Genomic DNA, 16,148 nt, shown 5'->3' with positions numbered 1-16,148 from the left:
ACCTTGTTTTGAAAAGCTGTATAAAAGAGTGTATTCAAAATAATGATGAGTCAAATTCATTTGTGGATAGTTTCTCTAATTAGAATAAGCATCTACCAGATGAATACATTCTACAGCTTCTTTAACATCATGTACTCTTAAAATAGAGGCTCCATTAAGCAAGGCTATAGTATTAAGGGATGTAGTGCCATTTAATGCTTCTTGCGGAGTGCTATTTAATGTTTTGTATATCATTGATTTTCGAGAGACCCCAACCAGTATAGGCAAATTATGTGCCTCTAAGAGTTTTAGGCTTTTTAAAAGATCGAAATTCTGATGTATATCTTTAGCAAACCCAAATCCAGGATCAATGATAATATCACTTACACCATGTTTTCTAGCTTCTGCAATTTTTTCTGCAAAATAAATGTTCATTTCATGAATTAGGTTATCATAATGATTTAATGATTTCATGGTTTGCGGAGTTCCTTTCATGTGCATCATAATGTATGGAACTCTCAATTTACCTACCGTTGAGATCATATTTTTATCTAAATTTCCGGCAGAGATATCATTAATTAATGCGGCTCCAGCTTCAATACATAGTTTTGCAACTTCACTTCTAAATGTATCAATAGATAACAGGATTTCAGGAAATTCATTAACCAATAATGACACTATGGGCAGGATTCTTTTTTCTTCTTCTTCAACGGCAATATGATCTGCTTCTGGTCTTGAGGAGTAAGCACCTAAATCAATAAAAGTTGCACCTTCAATGAGCATTTGCTCGGTATATTTTAATATCTCGTTTTCATTTTTATATTTTCCTCCATCATAAAAAGAATCAGGAGTAAGGTTAAGGATACCCATTACTTTTGGCGCAGATATATCGATTAATGTGCCTTTACAGTTGATTGTCATTTTTGAGATTTCATTTGTTTGCGGTTGTTGTTTTCAGAGGTAAGCCTATATTTTGGTTAGAATTTATAAAATTGTGATGTCACATTTCGTGTTTTTTATTTTTAAACTTTAGATATGATTTTTTTAATTCCCATATTAAAGCGAAATTTACGCAAAATTCAACAGTTTTATGCAAGATACATCCACACAATATGATACAATAATTAGTAATTGTCGAGATCTTTTTAATCAAAAGATGATAGATTATGGCAGTGCGTGGAGAATTCTAAGATTACCATCCTTAACCGATCAAATTTTTATTAAAGCACAACGGATCAGAAGTCTTCAGGAAAATGAAGTGCGTAAGATAAATGAAGGTGAAGTTTCCGAATTTATCGGGATTATTAACTATTGCTTAATGGCATTGATACAACTAGAGAAAGGAGTTGCAGAACAACCCGATTTATCTCCAGAAGATGCAGTCGCTTTGTATGATAAACATATTGGGATTACCAAAGAGTTAATGATGAATAAAAATCATGATTATGGAGAGGCTTGGCGTGATTTAAGAGTGAGTTCTCTTACAGATCTTATTATTCAGAAATTACTTAGAGTAAAACAGATAGAGGATAACAAAGGAAAAACGTTGGTAAGCGAGGGTATCGATGCAAACTATCAGGATATGATCAATTATGCAGTGTTTGCTATGATTCATTTAGGTGAAGCAAATAAATAGATATATAAAATACTGTTAAACTAAAAGGAACAAGAATTAATCATATTATCTTGTGCAGATTATACTAAAATATTATGGTCAAAATATGAAAAACAGGTAATTAAAATAGTTATTACATTGATTCTATATTGACTTTTTGAAAAAATAAATATATACGTAGATGAAAATATTGGTTTCTTTCTCAAGAATATTTGTAGCAGCACTTTTCCTGTTTTCTGGGTTTATAAAACTTAATGACCCTGTAGGGTTTTCATATAAGCTTCAGGAGTACTTTGGTGAAGGTGTACTTAACTTAGAATTTTTAATTCCCTTTGCATTATTAATAGCGATTTTTTTAGTGATTTTTGAAATCGTATTAGGTATTACATTGCTATTAGGGTACTTGCCAAAGTTTACAGTGTGGTCATTGTTATTAATGATAGCCTTTTTTACGTTTCTTACTTTTTATTCGGCATATTTTAATAAAGTTACAGATTGCGGGTGTTTTGGTGATGCATTACCCTTAACTCCATGGGAATCCTTTACCAAAGATGTTATTTTACTGGTTTTAATATTGATATTGTTCTTTGGAAGAAAATATATAACACCACTTAAACCTTTTGCAACGCATAAATGGATTGTTTTTGCAACTTTTACTGCATGTTTGGGTTTTGCATATTATGTTTTAATGCATTTACCAGCTTTTGATTTTAGAGCATATAAAGAAGGAGTCAATATCCAAGAAGGGATGGAGATTCCAGAAGGAGCTCCAAAAGCAGAATTTGCCTATCACTGGAAATTTGATGTTAATGGAGAGGAGAAAATTATCACCACTAGTGGAGATTACCCCAAAGTAGAAGGTAAATTTATCGAAGTTGAAACCAAGACAGTAGATGAAGGATATGAACCCCCGATTCATGACTTTGCAATAGAAAAAAATGATACAGATTATACAGCAGAATTTCTCGAAAAAGAAAATCTGATATTGATTGTAACGTATAACTTGTCTAAAAGTGAAGCAGAAGGATTTTATGCAATAAAAGAAATCACTAATAAAGCTATATCTCAAGGATATGATGTAATTGGTCTTACAGCTTCTACACCAAAAGACATAGCACAGGTGCAACAACAATATAACCTTGATTTTGATTTTTATACAACCGATGAGACAGCATTAAAAACGATATTGCGATCTAATCCGGGGATTGTAAAACTTAAAAAAGGAACGATAGTAAAAAAGTTACACTGGAATGATGCAGAAAAACTTAGCATGGAAAAGGTAGAGCCTTCAAAACCTAAAATTAATGTAATACTAAAAGCACAGCTAGACAGTATTATGAAGTTGGATCAGGAAGGAAGAAGTTCTGGGGAAATTTCTTGGGAAGAACAAAAAATAGTTGATAGTACCAATACAATATTTGTAGAAGAAGTTTTTAAAAAGTATGGCTACCCGGGTAAAACTTTGGTTGGTCAAGGGACAAATATAGCTGCATGGTTGGTGATTCAACATTCGGATAAGATTGGAGAGTATTTACCTCTTATAAAAGAAGCCGGACAAAAAGGTGAACTGGACATGGCATCGGTAGCAATGATGGAAGATCGATATCTAATGCAACAAGAATTAGAACAGGTTTATGGTACACAAGGCATGACTTTGAATTCTAATAGCAAAAAACCAATCCCTTTAATATGGCCGATTAAAGATCCGGAATCTGTAAATAAAAGAAGAAAAGAAGTTGGTTTTACAGAAACAATAGAAGAATATAGTGAACGTCTTTTAGGTGTTCCATACAAAGCATATACACTAGAAGAAGTAAAAAAAATTAAGGAAAACTCTAATCAATAATGGGCAGTTATCTCATTAGTAAAATAGGATATGCTTTGCTTACTTTATTGGGAGTGGTGACTGTTATTTTTTTATTATTTACAATTCTTCCTGGTGATCCTGCACAGATGATGCTCGGGCAAAATGAGACCGAAGAGCAATTAAAAAATGTGAGAAAGAAATATGGTTTTGATAAACCATTATCAATGCAGTATCTATATTATATCAATGATCTTTCTCCTATATCATTTCATAGTACAAACCCTGATGATTTTTCATATTTTGAGACTAAAAAGCATAAAGGAAATCAATTATTTAAAACAGGAGATGTTGTTACGATACTTAAGTTTCCATATTTAAGAGAATCATTGCAAAAGAATGGTAAAAAAGTAAGTGAAGTAATTAAAGAAACGCTTCCCAATACCGGGATTCTTGCTGTTTTTGCTATATGTATTGCGATAGTTATAGGGATTTTATTAGGGGTTATAAGCGCTATGACCAAAGATCAATGGCCAGATAAGTTGATTCAGTTATTGAGTACTTTAGGAATGAGTGTTCCTTCTTTTTTTAGTTCAATTATTTTTGCCTGGTTGTTTGGATATGTATTACAAGAATTTACCAATTTAAATATGACCGGTAGTTTATATGAAGTAGATGATTTTGGTGAAGGGAGCTATATACAGTGGAAAAATCTAATTCTCCCTGCAGTTGTCTTAGGAATACGACCACTTGCTGTCGTGTCTCAGCTAATGCGTAATTCATTACTCGAAGTGATGGGACAAGATTATATTCGTACAGCAAAGGCAAAAGGACTTTCGATGTTTCAGGTGATAAGAAAACATGCTTTAAAAAATTCATTAAACCCGGTTGTTACTGCAATTTCAGGTTGGTTTGCATCTATGCTTGCCGGAGCAGTATTTGTAGAGTATATATTTGGATGGAACGGATTGGGTAAAGAGATTGTAAACGCCTTAAACACATCGGATCTTCCTGTAATAATGGGAGCTGTGTTAGTGATAGCAACTATGTTTATACTAATCAATATATTTGTCGATATTATCTATGGATGGCTTGACCCGAGAATTAGGGTTTGAGTTATTAATAATTACTAGTAATATATAACCACACTATTAACCAAAAACGTAAATTTTAAATTAATGAGAAAAAAAATTGTAGCCGGAAACTGGAAGATGAATAAGAATCTGGCAGAAACCAAGACATTGCTATCTGAGTTAAAATCCAAACTTAAAGCATCGTCTGAAGCAGAAATTATTGTAGCACCTACATTTACCAACTTGTATAGTGCAACTGAAGTTTTAAAGCCCTCTGGGATTACTGTTGCTGCACAAAATATGCATGAAGCAGAAAATGGTGCATATACAGGAGAAATTTCTGCAGATATGCTTAAAAGTATTGGAGTAGAGACTGTAATTTTGGGACATAGTGAGCGTAGAGCTTATTTTGGAGAGACAGATCAATTATTAGCTAAAAAAGTTAATACTGCATTACAACATAAAATGACTATAATTTTCTGTTTTGGAGAGGAATTACAAGATCGAAAAAGCGATAATCATTTCTCTGTTGTAGAACAGCAATTAAAAAATGGTCTTTTTCATATAAATAAAGCAGACTGGAAAAATGTAGTCCTTGCGTATGAGCCTGTTTGGGCAATAGGAACCGGAGAAACGGCATCTCCAGAGCAAGCTCAGGAAATGCATGCGTTTATTAGAAAAACCATAGTTAATGCCTATGATCAGGAAATTGCTGATGGGGTTTCTATCTTATATGGTGGAAGTGTAAAACCGAATAATGCTCAGGAAATTTTTGCAAAAACTGATGTAGATGGAGGATTGATAGGAGGAGCTTCATTAGATGCAGAGAATTTTACTGCAATAGTAAACGCTATTTAAGAATTAACAGAATACATAAAAGCATCCCATGACAAGATGGGGTGCTTTTTTATTAAGACTTACTTTGGTACCAGCATTAAGGTAAAAGAGTAACTTTGCAAAATAATAAAAGATCAGTATGTCAAATACAAAATACATTGGGTATTATTTTAAGGTTTCACCATTACAACCAGCTACAGAAATATTAATCGCAGAGTTAGGATATGTTGGATTCGAAAGCTTTGTAGAAACCGAAAATGGAGTTAACGCTTTTATTCAGAGTACAGAGTGGGATGAAAATATTTTGGAAGGCATTTATGTATTAAATTCTGGAGAGTTTGATATACAATACACTATTGAAGAAATAGAGCAAATAAACTGGAACAAAGAATGGGAAAAGAATTTTAACCCTATTGTAGTTGATGATATCTGTAGTGTAAGAGCACCGTTTCATGAAAAACCAAATACAAAATATGATATTATTATAGAACCCAAAATGTCTTTTGGTACGGGGCATCATGAGACTACGCACATGATGATCCAGCATATTTTGAAAACAGATCTAAACGATAAAACAGTATTGGATATGGGTTGTGGTACTGGGGTTTTGGCAATTCTTGCTAAAATGAGAGGAGCTGGACCAACAGATGCTATTGATATTGATAATTGGTGTTATTTAAATACCATAGAAAATGTAGAGCGCAATAATTGTGACGATATTACTGTTTATGAAGGTGATGCCTCACTTTTGCCAGGAAAAAGCTATGATGTTATTATCGCTAATATTAATCGTAACATACTGCTAAATGATATTCAACAGTATGTAAAATGCTTAAATCCTAATGGTAAATTATTTTTGAGCGGGTTTTATAAAGAAGATTTAAATATAGTTACAGAAGAATGTAAAAAGAATCATCTTGGTTTTATAGAAAACATCGATAGAAATAATTGGATAGCAGCATCTTATGAGTTAAAATAATCTTTTTATTAATGCATATAATACTCTAAGTTATTATATTTGCATAAAACAATTACCCCCTTATGAGTACCCAGGAGAAAGTTTTAGAAGAAGTTTTAGAAAAATCTGTTGATCAAAGCAATAGTGAGATTGTTTTGTATAATGATGATGTGAATACATTTGATCATGTTATAGAAACTCTAATTTATACTTGTGAACATACACCGGTGCAGGCAGAGCAATGTGCTATGTTAGTTCATTATAAGGGGAAATGTACTGTAAAAACAGGTGTTTATGAAGAATTGGTGCCAAGGTGTTCTAAATTATTAGATGCAGGCCTTAGTGCAGAGATTGTGTGACCGAATGCAGATAAAAATTTATGCCATTTATAAGATTATAAGTCCATATTATGGACTTTTTTTATGCCTTAAATTGTGTTTTTCAGAATGGATTAAGTACTAATATTGTTTTTTATAAGTATGTTTTTTTGATTTTTGTTAAATATTTAAAATATGAATTTTTGAAATCGAAACTTTATGATATGTAGGAAAAAACCTTCTACACCTCGCGCTTCCTATATTTAATTAAGTTTTCTTTAACATCCTTAGTAATCTCTTGCCTTAACACTTTGTTAACATATTGACTGGACACGAGAATTGTGTATTTGATCGATTTTTTGTGTTATTTGAAAATTGCTTTTTTCGCATTTTCTTTAGAAGAATCTTACGGTTTTACCGTATTTGCAATAAATAGTTCAAAAAATTAACTTATTTTTCAAAAAAAATATCATATCTTCAAACCGCAAAAATTTAGAAAAGTTCAAAGCTTTCTACATAATTGTATTTAAAATAGGGCTTAACTACTCTATTTTTAGTTTTAATAACTACACAAATTCAACTTAATTAAAATGAAAAAAATCAAAGTATTGGCGCTTTGCGCTATCGTTGCAGGATTTACTACATCTTGTGAAAAAAAAGAAGTTTCTAACGAAACACAACCAGAAGCTGTTACAGAACAACTTTCTAAAGCTCATATCCAGGCATTACATGATGCAGGAGTTAATGATTTTGGAGCAAAATATGTAACGGTAAAACATCCTGATGGGTCAGTAGAAGAAGCTATACAATCTAGCGATCTTATTTTGGCAATCAATAAATTAGCAGAACAAAAACTTGCTGAAGTAGACAATGGTAACAAGCAGTACAGAACTAATAACCTTGTATCTAGTGGTAATAGAAATATTAGCATTATTGGATATACGGGATCTGGATATGCTTTAACCAGTAAAATGCGTACAGGACTTCAGTGGGCTGTTAACAATTATAATGCATTAAATAATACATTAAATTTTACACTATCTTTTGCGGCATCTACAAGTGCTGATATGGTAGTATATAACAATGGTGCTTCTGGAGCAGGAGGATCTGCAGGTTTCCCTAGTGGTGGAAGACCATATAAGTGGATTCAGATTAATGCAGGTAGTAACAGTTTAAATAATAATGTTATGGAGCATTTAATGACTCATGAAATGGGACATTGCGTAGGATTCAGACATACTGATTATGCTAAAAGAAGATGTGATGGTAGTAATGAAGGAGCTGCTGGTATAGGAGCTATTCATATTCCTGGTACACCTACAGCAAATCGTTGGGGTCAGAGTGGTTTAGATACTGCTTCTATTATGATTTCTTGTTTCTCGGGTAATGAAAATGGAGAATTTAGTAGCAGAGATAGAACTGCTTTAAACTACCTATACTAAAAATTAGTTATTGAAAAGCTTTGAACTTTTTGTAAAAGCCATCCTGTTAACTAAGGATGGCTTTTTTATTTTATTTTAAAAATATTTAGAAATAGAAATTCTAAAAAAACTATCTTCTCTAAAATTTGATAAGATCAATTCATTATCATCAATTTCATTAAAAATACGAGCTTCAATTGCTGCAGTCCAAGTACTGCCAAAACGCCTTGATGCTTCGAGGCTAAAAATTGTAGTGCTAGATTCTAGATCAGCAATCCCTCCAATTAATATTGATGTATCCTGGGTGTCATTAAAAGCAATACGGCTTCCGAAGAATACATCATTTTGCAATGCATTTAGTGCCAATTCGTCTCGTTCATCATACAAATACTCACCCAAAAGACCTATATCAAGTCCATTTCCATCGATATTAGAGAATGTATACTCGAGACCAGCTACCATAGCAAAGAAATCCTGAGCATCTGCATTGCGATAAATAGATTCTAGTTTCCATAAAAAAGCATTATGGGTAATCTGTAAATCCAGACCAGTTTGATGTATTACGGGATAAAAGGCATTGATATTTCCTGTGGTATCAAATACAAAAAGAGGCTCTCTACCGGTTCCGTAAAAATGAGAGATGCCAATATCAAAAATATCAAAATAGTGTTTCCAGCGAAAAGCAACATCCTGTCTCCATTCTTCTGCACTACTTTCATACCCCAGATCATCTTTATCAATTACTACCGGGAACCGCAATCTTCCTTTTTTGCCAGAGAAGGTACGTTTACGATGATAGGGAAGGTAAAAGAAATCAAAAGTTCCAAATTTTTCAGTAATCCATGTAAACTGGGCCATAGGTTGACCTAATTTTTCTTCACCGTCAAAAGTTTCAACGGCATCGGTTTGATTAATGATATCTACCAAGTGATTACTTTCGGCGACGCCCCAATAGACCTTTTTAAGCCCGAGGTTAAATTCCCAGTTTTTTTTAGCTTTTTGATAGTATAGTTCGCGTATATCCCAATGTGTTCGCTCATCATCGACGTCTAGCCTAAAAAAACCTTTAAAGTTAATACTTTCATATCCGGCATTCCATTCGGCTTTATATTCTGGTCGTATTGCCAGAGAAGGAAAATGATCTTCCTGATCTTCAAAAAGAGCATTATCATAGAAATAGCGATATTCTCCTTCTAATTCTAACTCAAAATCGTGATTTACCTTTTTAGGTTTTTCGTTTTGAGCATATATTGTATTACCAATGCATAGTAGCAGAATTATACAATAGATAAATTTAATCTTCATGTATTAGTTTTTTTATTTCCTGATCTTTAACCAGACCAAGAATTGTGATCAATACTCCAATAAGGATGATAAAAAGTAAAGCAATAAAAAGCGGGTTTTGATACACGTAATACAATCCAATTGAGCAAAGGCTAAAAAAAATCCGTATTACTATGGTCCATTTGTATATTTTTTGAACCTGATACTTATAAATAAGAATCATCAAAAACCCAAATCCTAAAAAAATCATTCCCAATAAATTTGCAAGTTCAGATGGGTATGTGGTATTACTTTGCATAAGGGAAAACACAAGACCAGGTCGTGATAACAATAAAAATCCAGTAACCAAAAGAACTACTATAGGATATAACAGACTGAGCCTTGTGTATTTCATTTATTTAGATTTATCGCCCTGCTCGTTTAAGAGCAACTTGCGTAAAATCTTCATCGGCAAGTGCTGCCTCAAAATTATAGTCACTAAATTTTAGTACGGTTTCTTTATTACTTTGGTGATTTACCATATGAAGGGTTAATGCTCTCCAGAATTGCCCTTTATATAATTTATAGTCACTGTAGTTAAGTGTTTTTAGCAGTGAATTTTTGCGATCATAGAATTCAACCTTTTCTATTCGATATCCTTTATCTTTATTGTAAGTAACAATTCTTCTTGTGTAACCAGATTTTGGATCAACCGGATCTTGTTCTACCATCAATAAATTTCCTTTTTCTTTCAGAAATTTATAACCGTATTTTTCTACTTCTTGCGAAGAAAGATCCTCGTATGCAAACTCACTACCTACAAAAGGACCGGATTTATTATTAGAAGATATTCTTTTTACTCTTTTGATTGAAGGTAAGAAAAGCCATTGATCATCTGCTCCAATTTTATGTGTAAAAGTTAATGTCGAGGTTCCTTTCACGTCTTTTGGACTATTAAAAACAATCAGTGATTTATCTCCGTCTGTTGTTTGTTCTAAAGTTCTGGTGATTAATAGCCGTTCACTGGTTTGCCCGTTTTTATTTTTTAGGGTCATTTTTAGATTTACAATAGTGCTATTGAAACCTTGATCTGCCTGATCTGCTGTTTTAGCAATTTGTAAACCTCGTTCTTCTGCATTTTGTGCTGTTATAGTTGCGATACTTAGTACTGCAAGTCCAGCTAAAATTAGTGTTCTCATACGAATAGATTCTTTATTGTTTTTATTTATTATTTATCAAGTTGCATTTGTGGTTCTAATTCTTTCACTGGTGTTTCTGATATAACCTTATCTTTTTTACTAATAAGAATTAGTAGTGAAGGAAGTAATATAAAGTCGATTATTAAGGCCGACAGGATGATGATAACTGTAATCCTTGCCATATAGCTATTTAAAGCAAATGATGAGGTGGATAGTACAGCAAACCCGGCCAGAAGTACAATTGTAGTAGTTACCAATGCTTTTCCAACGGTTTCAAAAGCATAGATAACTGCCTGTTTGGCGTCATAACCTAACTCTCTGCGAGCTCTTAAGAACTTACTCATAAAATGAACAGTATCATCTACTATTATTCCTAAAGTCATTCCGAAAACGATAACCATTCCTGTGTTAATCTGAGCTTTGTACATTGCCCAAAATCCAAATCCAATAAAAACCGGAGTAACATTGGGAATGATACTAAGGAGCCCAAGTTTAAAGTTTCTTAGAGCAAACATTAATACCAGAGAGATCAATATTAGTGCTATTATGTTTCCTTTAAGCATGCTATCGGCTTGTCTAAAACCTAGTTTAGAAAACATAAGGGTAGGGCTTACTCCAATAGTATGCATAGGTTTTGGGGTATTATCCTGCAACCATTTTTCGGCTCTTTTTGAAAAGGCTATCATCTCGGCACTAGAGATATTCTGTAATGTTATAGTAACCCTGCTTTCAGACTTATCTACATTAATTTGATTGTTGAGGTCTAATCCGAAGGGTAAAGAAAGTTCGTATAGCAATAAGTACTGTGCTGCTTCTTCACGATTATTAGGAACCTTATAATAAGATTCATTATCTCCATGCATAGATCGGTTTACTCTTCTGGCAACCTCGCTAAACGCATTTACATGAATCACTTCGGGTTGCTCACTAAGCCAATCTTCAAAATCATTTAATTTCTTCAGATACTCAGGATTATTGATTCCTCCACTTTCTCCACTTCCAACAGAAAATTCAACATTATAAATTCCCGTTAAGTTCTTACTTATATAATCAGTATCACTTCTAAATTGTACTGTTTCATCAAAATAGTTAATGAATTCATCATTAAACCGGTTTTTTGTAGCCATAAATGTGAAGGCACCAATTACAACTAAAGATATTATCGCAAGTTTTGTAGGTTGTTTTGCCACAAAAACCCCGAGATTAGTATACCAGCTTGATTTTTCTATAGGAGTACCTTTCTTTTCTTTAACTTTTACAGGTAGAACCGCCATAAGTGCAGGTAATGCTGTAGTAGAATAGAAAAAAGCCATTGTCATCCCAAAAGCAGTAATGTTTCCTAAATTCCAAAAGGGAGGTACATCTCCAAAATTCATAGTTAAAAAACCTATAACAGTGGTTAAACTAGTGATGAAAACCGGCATGAAATTAAGACGCATAGATTCGACAAGAGCCTCCTTTTTTGTATAACCATCTTTACGCATTTTTTGAAGCATGGTAATCAGGATATGAATACTGTCTGCCACAGCCAATGTTAATATCATTGTTGGAAAAACAGAAGACGGCGGAGTAAGTTTAATTCCCATAATCCCAACAAAGCCAATTGCACTCATAATAGAGAATAGTACAACAATTAGAGTAGCTAGAGTGCTAAAAAAGTTCCTGGTAAGAATCAGTGTGGTTAAAATCACAATAACTAACATGATCAGAGTTAACATCATATCTCTCATTGAAGATTCGAAGAATGCTGTATTAAGAGGTACTAGCCCTGATGAGTGTATCTGAAAATTTGGATATTTTTCTTGAAAATCAGAAATTGATTTTCTAATAAAAGCAGTTACTTCTGGTATCTCCTTGGCACTATCCTTTCCTGGTAATCGTACTGTTACATTAATTGCAGTAACACTTCCTTTTTCATTAAGTAAACGATTAACCAAAAGAGGCTCTTTTAACGCTTTTTCTTTAATCACTTTAATTTCTGAATCGGTTTTAGAAGCGGATTCATAAGATAGATCATCTACATATAGATCATCACCTTGGGCACTTGTATGCTGAAAATTTGTTACCGCATCTACACGAGAAGAATAGGGAGTATTCCAAGCTTCAGCAGTGAGTTCTTCAATAGCAATTAAATTCTCTTTGGTAAATATATCACCATTAGAAGGGGAGAGTACAATAACAATATTGTCATCTTTAGTGTATTTATCCTGCAAGGCGTCAAAAGCTTCAAGTTCTGGGTTAGATTCACTGAAAAATACGTGATAATCACCATCAAATTCCATGTTACCCTGTGAACCAAGCCCCATCGCAATGACTAATGTGGTAATTAATACGGGCCATTTGAATTTGATTACAAATTCTGCCCATTTTTTTGCAAACGCATTAGTAGCGTTACTTGCTTTTTTTAGTGCATTCATATAATTATTAGTTGTTAGTTGACCAGTCGACTTGTGATATATTACAAATCGATATGATACAGATTATTATGAGTTTTTATGTTTAGACGATTTGGATATCGATATTAGGACATGGTCTTTGATAAAAATTTTTGGAAACAATTAAATTTTATAATTGACCAGTCGACTATTATTATAATTGGATTTGCTAAATTATGGTTTATATCATATTTCAAGATTATTTAAACATTAATAATTGACCGGTCGTCTATTGGTAATTAAAAAAAATTATTTTAAAAATAACTGCCTGGTCATATTCATTACATTATCTATTGGATAAGCACTTTGGGTTTCTTTCATAGTTGTCATTGCTCCTTTACCTGCATCTTCAATAAATTCTACCATGTTTATTATATCAATCGAGGAATCTATTTCTCCTTGTTTTTGAGCTTCTAAAGCAACTTTAATAATTTCTGCTTTTATTTTACCATGTTTTTCTAAGACAGCTTCTCGTATTTTTTCATTATGTTCGGCCATTTCATTACTTAGATTGCAGGCCATACATCCATTCTTACATTCTAATTCTTTTTTGACTACTTCAATTCTATATTCGTAAAAATTAATCAGACGCTGTTTTGCAGAAAGTGATTTGTCACGTAAAATCACTAGAGTAGGAGTAACCTGCGTTGTAAAATACTTGTCTAAAGCTTTAATTACAAAATCTTCTTTACTATCAAAATAAAAATAAAAAGAGCCTTTAGGAACATCAGCGGCCTTAACAATGTCATTTACACTAGTACCATTATAACCTTTAGACCAAATGATTTCCATCCCTTTCTCCAGAAGGGAATCAGCTTTGATCTCATGTTTTACGGTTTTAGACATTATTTTCATTTTGGGACGACAAAAATATGACCAGTCGTCTAGTAAAGCAAATTTTTCACTGTTAAAGTTTTCTTTATTAAATTTAAGTATTTGATTTTAAGTGTGTTAAATTGGGGTAATGTAAAATGTGAGCTCAGAAATACTTTTACAGTGTAATATGCAATTAATATTGCACATTTGTATTGTTTGCTATTACAATTTATGAAATAGTATTGATATTTTTATCAAGTTCTAATGTACTCACCCCTAATAATGGATAGAAAACAAATAAAGGTATGACCAACCATTCTGTAATTAGCGATCTCTAATAGGTAACATATTAGAAGTATCCACAGGAAAACTGTCGTATTTGTTGTAAAGTTTTAAATACTTTTCTGGATCAATAGTGTCTTCGTTAAGAGTTTCATATAATCCTCTAAAAAAACCTTCTCTTTTCTGTGAAGGATTAAAGAGCAGGGTAAGCCAAACTTCTTCATCGGTATCATTTTGGAATCCGTGTGGAGTAAATCGTGGAGCATAGGCTACAGTACCTGATTCAATAAGATGTTTATCACCTTTAGTTCCTGTAAAAAGAGTGAGTGTTCCCTTATTAACAATAAACGTTTCGTCCATAAACCTATGATAATGTAACTTGGCGCCAATGGCCCGAGGTGCTAAAACTATTTTATAAACTTCTAGTTGATTATTCGATAATTCGCTAGTTAATTTAAAGGTAAAAGAAATACCATTCATAGTGAATGTTTCTCCTTCATTAGGTAGGATTAATACTTCTTTATTTTCTAAAGTGTCATTAAAAAAATCTTCTTTCATTGTATTTTAGTTTTTAAAAATGGTTTCTATTTGTTTATGGATGTTGATTATATTATTCTGTAGAATACTTGTTTCACTGGTTCCTTCTAGCGAAAAAATATTATTCACAACTATACCCATATGATGTAGTATTGCTTTTAAATAGGGTTTTTGAAAATCATAAGCCTCCATAGGAGTACCGGTATAAGTGCCTCCTTTTACTAGTGCGAGGTAAGCATTTTTATTTCTTAATAACCCGTAATATGAACCATCTTCGCGTATACCAAAAGTGTGATTTATTCTAACAACATGATCTATATATGCTTTTAGATTAGATGGGATATTCAAGTTGTATAAAGGACTGCTTATCAATATTTCATCTGCATCACTCAACTCTTTGATTAGTTCATCGGATAGGGCAGTAGATTTTAAGGTTTCCTCAGATATACATTCTTTTGGAGTATAAAACCCTTCAATTGTTGTATTGTGTATGTGCGGAATAACAGAAGTTACAAGATCTCTATAAATAACCTTGCCAGATGGATATAACGCTTTCCATTTTGCTTCCAGATAATCTGCCAATTTTCTCGAGTGAGATCCTTGTGTTCTAGAGCTTGTATCAATTCTTAATAATGTTTTCATAGTATATAAATTTGTCATTTACCTGTATGACAAATTGCAATATGAAAACGTGACGCTAACTTATCTTTTTTGCAATATTTTTGAGTTTTTCGGGATCAACTATAGAGCTGATTTCATATATTTTTTGATCTTGATTAATTGAAAACACTTGACAAGATGATACTATATCGTTATCAAAATATACTATTGCAGGTTGGTGATTAATTTTAATATGTTTAAAGCTTTGTTGGGATTGAAATTTATCAAAAACTTTAAAAATGAGCTCGATACAGTTCTGTTTTCCAATAGTCAAATTTCTAAGAACTTTAATTTTGTCACCACCATCAGCTACCATTGTGATATCATCGGTAAAAAGTTGTTCTAACTTTTTCAAATCCTTTTCCCGTATTGCAGTACTGTACTTGTTAAGATATTCTTCTGTTTTTTTATTTTTGAAGATCGAATTGGTTTGACTTGATTTTTTCAATTTAATTTTTGCCCGGCTCAATAATTTTCTGGAGCTCTCAGGAGTACTAGAAAGGACTTCAGCAATATCATTATGAGAATAATTAAATGCTTCTTTTAGTACAAAAACAGCTCTTTCTTTTACTGTTAACTGATCTAATAAAATCAATAATGAGTATGAAACGATATCTTTTAGGTATAAATCATTATCAGCAGTATCGGTAGCAATGGGCTCTGGAAGAGAAATTGTTTCTGAAACAAATTTTTTCTGTCGATTTTTTTTATTGATCGAAGTATTAATAACCGATTTGATCAGGTATGCTTTGGGATTATCTATATTTTTGTTTTGAAGCGCAATAAAAGTGTTTAAAGTATCCTGAATAGCATCTTTTGCATCATCGGCAGAGCCAAGAATATTATAAGCAAACGGAAATAAAAATTCTTGATATGTGTTGAAATCAAACATTGGTTTTTTAGTGTATGAATAATAAATATGTTTCTTTACTACATAAAAGCATTATTATAT

General features: G+C 32.5%; 16 protein-coding genes. 7 read left to right on the top strand and 9 right to left on the bottom strand.

The features are described from left to right. Window positions 1–75: 75 nt before the first annotated feature. Window positions 76–900: a dihydropteroate synthase gene (folP, locus tag AAFU52_RS02345; RefSeq protein WP_024770834.1), complete on the bottom strand. Its 825-nt coding sequence runs from the start codon at window positions 898–900 to the stop codon at window positions 76–78. Window positions 901–1,069: 169 nt separating this feature from the next. Here folP and AAFU52_RS02340 point away from each other — a divergent pair, with 169 nt between their 5' ends. The 7 genes from AAFU52_RS02340 (at window position 1,070) to AAFU52_RS02310 (ending at window position 8,025) form a co-directional block, all read left to right on the top strand. After that, entirely contained in the window at window positions 1,070–1,615 is a 546-nt protein-coding gene (locus AAFU52_RS02340) for a DUF1599 domain-containing protein (protein ID WP_024770833.1), read from the top strand. 160 nt (window positions 1,616–1,775) lie between these two features. Then, on the top strand, window positions 1,776–3,440 hold the full coding sequence (locus tag AAFU52_RS02335) for a BT_3928 family protein (protein WP_438425139.1): 1,665 nt from the start codon (window positions 1,776–1,778) through the stop codon (window positions 3,438–3,440). Then, window positions 3,440–4,513 carry an ABC transporter permease gene (locus AAFU52_RS02330; RefSeq protein ID WP_024770831.1) on the top strand — a complete coding sequence of 358 codons (1,074 nt, stop codon included), beginning with the start codon at window positions 3,440–3,442 and terminating at the stop codon, window positions 4,511–4,513. Before AAFU52_RS02335 ends, AAFU52_RS02330 begins: the two co-directional genes overlap by 1 nt. A gap of 63 nt (window positions 4,514–4,576) precedes the next feature. Next, complete coding sequence (tpiA, locus tag AAFU52_RS02325; RefSeq protein ID WP_438425137.1) at window positions 4,577–5,329, top strand: triose-phosphate isomerase; 753 nt, start codon at window positions 4,577–4,579, stop codon at window positions 5,327–5,329. 118 nt (window positions 5,330–5,447) lie between these two features. Next, window positions 5,448–6,287, top strand: coding sequence for a 50S ribosomal protein L11 methyltransferase (prmA, locus tag AAFU52_RS02320; protein WP_024770829.1), 840 nt, complete (start codon window positions 5,448–5,450; stop codon window positions 6,285–6,287). Between the two features lie 62 nt (window positions 6,288–6,349). Beyond that, window positions 6,350–6,625 carry an ATP-dependent Clp protease adaptor ClpS gene (locus AAFU52_RS02315; protein WP_024770828.1) on the top strand — a complete coding sequence of 92 codons (276 nt, stop codon included), beginning with the start codon at window positions 6,350–6,352 and terminating at the stop codon, window positions 6,623–6,625. A gap of 548 nt (window positions 6,626–7,173) precedes the next feature. Then, the gene (locus AAFU52_RS02310; protein WP_024770827.1) at window positions 7,174–8,025 is read left to right on the top strand and encodes a M57 family metalloprotease; all 852 of its coding nucleotides are present in this window, start codon (window positions 7,174–7,176) and stop codon (window positions 8,023–8,025) included. Between the two features lie 75 nt (window positions 8,026–8,100). Here the strand turns inward: AAFU52_RS02310 and AAFU52_RS02305 are convergent, their stop codons facing one another. The 8 genes from AAFU52_RS02305 to AAFU52_RS02270 all read right to left on the bottom strand — a co-directional run bounded on the left by AAFU52_RS02305 (window position 8,101) and on the right by AAFU52_RS02270 (window position 16,088). Then, window positions 8,101–9,309 (bottom strand): hypothetical protein, encoded by a 1,209-nt coding sequence (locus AAFU52_RS02305; RefSeq protein ID WP_438425133.1) that lies wholly within the window; start codon window positions 9,307–9,309, stop codon window positions 8,101–8,103. Continuing rightward, window positions 9,299–9,682 (bottom strand): hypothetical protein, encoded by a 384-nt coding sequence (locus AAFU52_RS02300; RefSeq protein WP_438425131.1) that lies wholly within the window; start codon window positions 9,680–9,682, stop codon window positions 9,299–9,301. The genes AAFU52_RS02305 and AAFU52_RS02300 overlap by 11 nt, the downstream gene beginning before the upstream one ends. Window positions 9,683–9,692: 10 nt before the next feature. Continuing rightward, window positions 9,693–10,466: an outer membrane lipoprotein-sorting protein gene (locus tag AAFU52_RS02295; RefSeq protein ID WP_438425129.1), complete on the bottom strand. Its 774-nt coding sequence runs from the start codon at window positions 10,464–10,466 to the stop codon at window positions 9,693–9,695. A gap of 29 nt (window positions 10,467–10,495) precedes the next feature. Beyond that, window positions 10,496–12,883: an efflux RND transporter permease subunit gene (locus AAFU52_RS02290; RefSeq protein ID WP_438425127.1), complete on the bottom strand. Its 2,388-nt coding sequence runs from the start codon at window positions 12,881–12,883 to the stop codon at window positions 10,496–10,498. Window positions 12,884–13,150: 267 nt separating this feature from the next. Beyond that, a complete protein-coding gene (locus tag AAFU52_RS02285) occupies window positions 13,151–13,747 on the bottom strand; it encodes a TetR/AcrR family transcriptional regulator (protein ID WP_438425126.1) in 597 nt (198 codons plus the stop codon). Between the two features lie 294 nt (window positions 13,748–14,041). Beyond that, entirely contained in the window at window positions 14,042–14,557 is a 516-nt protein-coding gene (locus AAFU52_RS02280) for a cupin domain-containing protein (RefSeq protein WP_438425124.1), read from the bottom strand. Between the two features lie 6 nt (window positions 14,558–14,563). Then, window positions 14,564–15,178 (bottom strand): FMN-dependent NADH-azoreductase, encoded by a 615-nt coding sequence (locus tag AAFU52_RS02275; RefSeq protein ID WP_438425122.1) that lies wholly within the window; start codon window positions 15,176–15,178, stop codon window positions 14,564–14,566. Between the two features lie 55 nt (window positions 15,179–15,233). Then, window positions 15,234–16,088 carry a sigma-70 family RNA polymerase sigma factor gene (locus AAFU52_RS02270; RefSeq protein WP_438425119.1) on the bottom strand — a complete coding sequence of 285 codons (855 nt, stop codon included), beginning with the start codon at window positions 16,086–16,088 and terminating at the stop codon, window positions 15,234–15,236. Between the last annotated feature and the right edge of the window lie 60 nt (window positions 16,089–16,148).

This window comes from Aquimarina macrocephali (genome assembly GCF_051627225.1).
Taxonomy (GTDB): Bacteria; Bacteroidota; Bacteroidia; order Flavobacteriales; family Flavobacteriaceae; genus Aquimarina; species Aquimarina macrocephali.
This window is presented reverse-complemented; position numbering and strand designations above follow the sequence as displayed.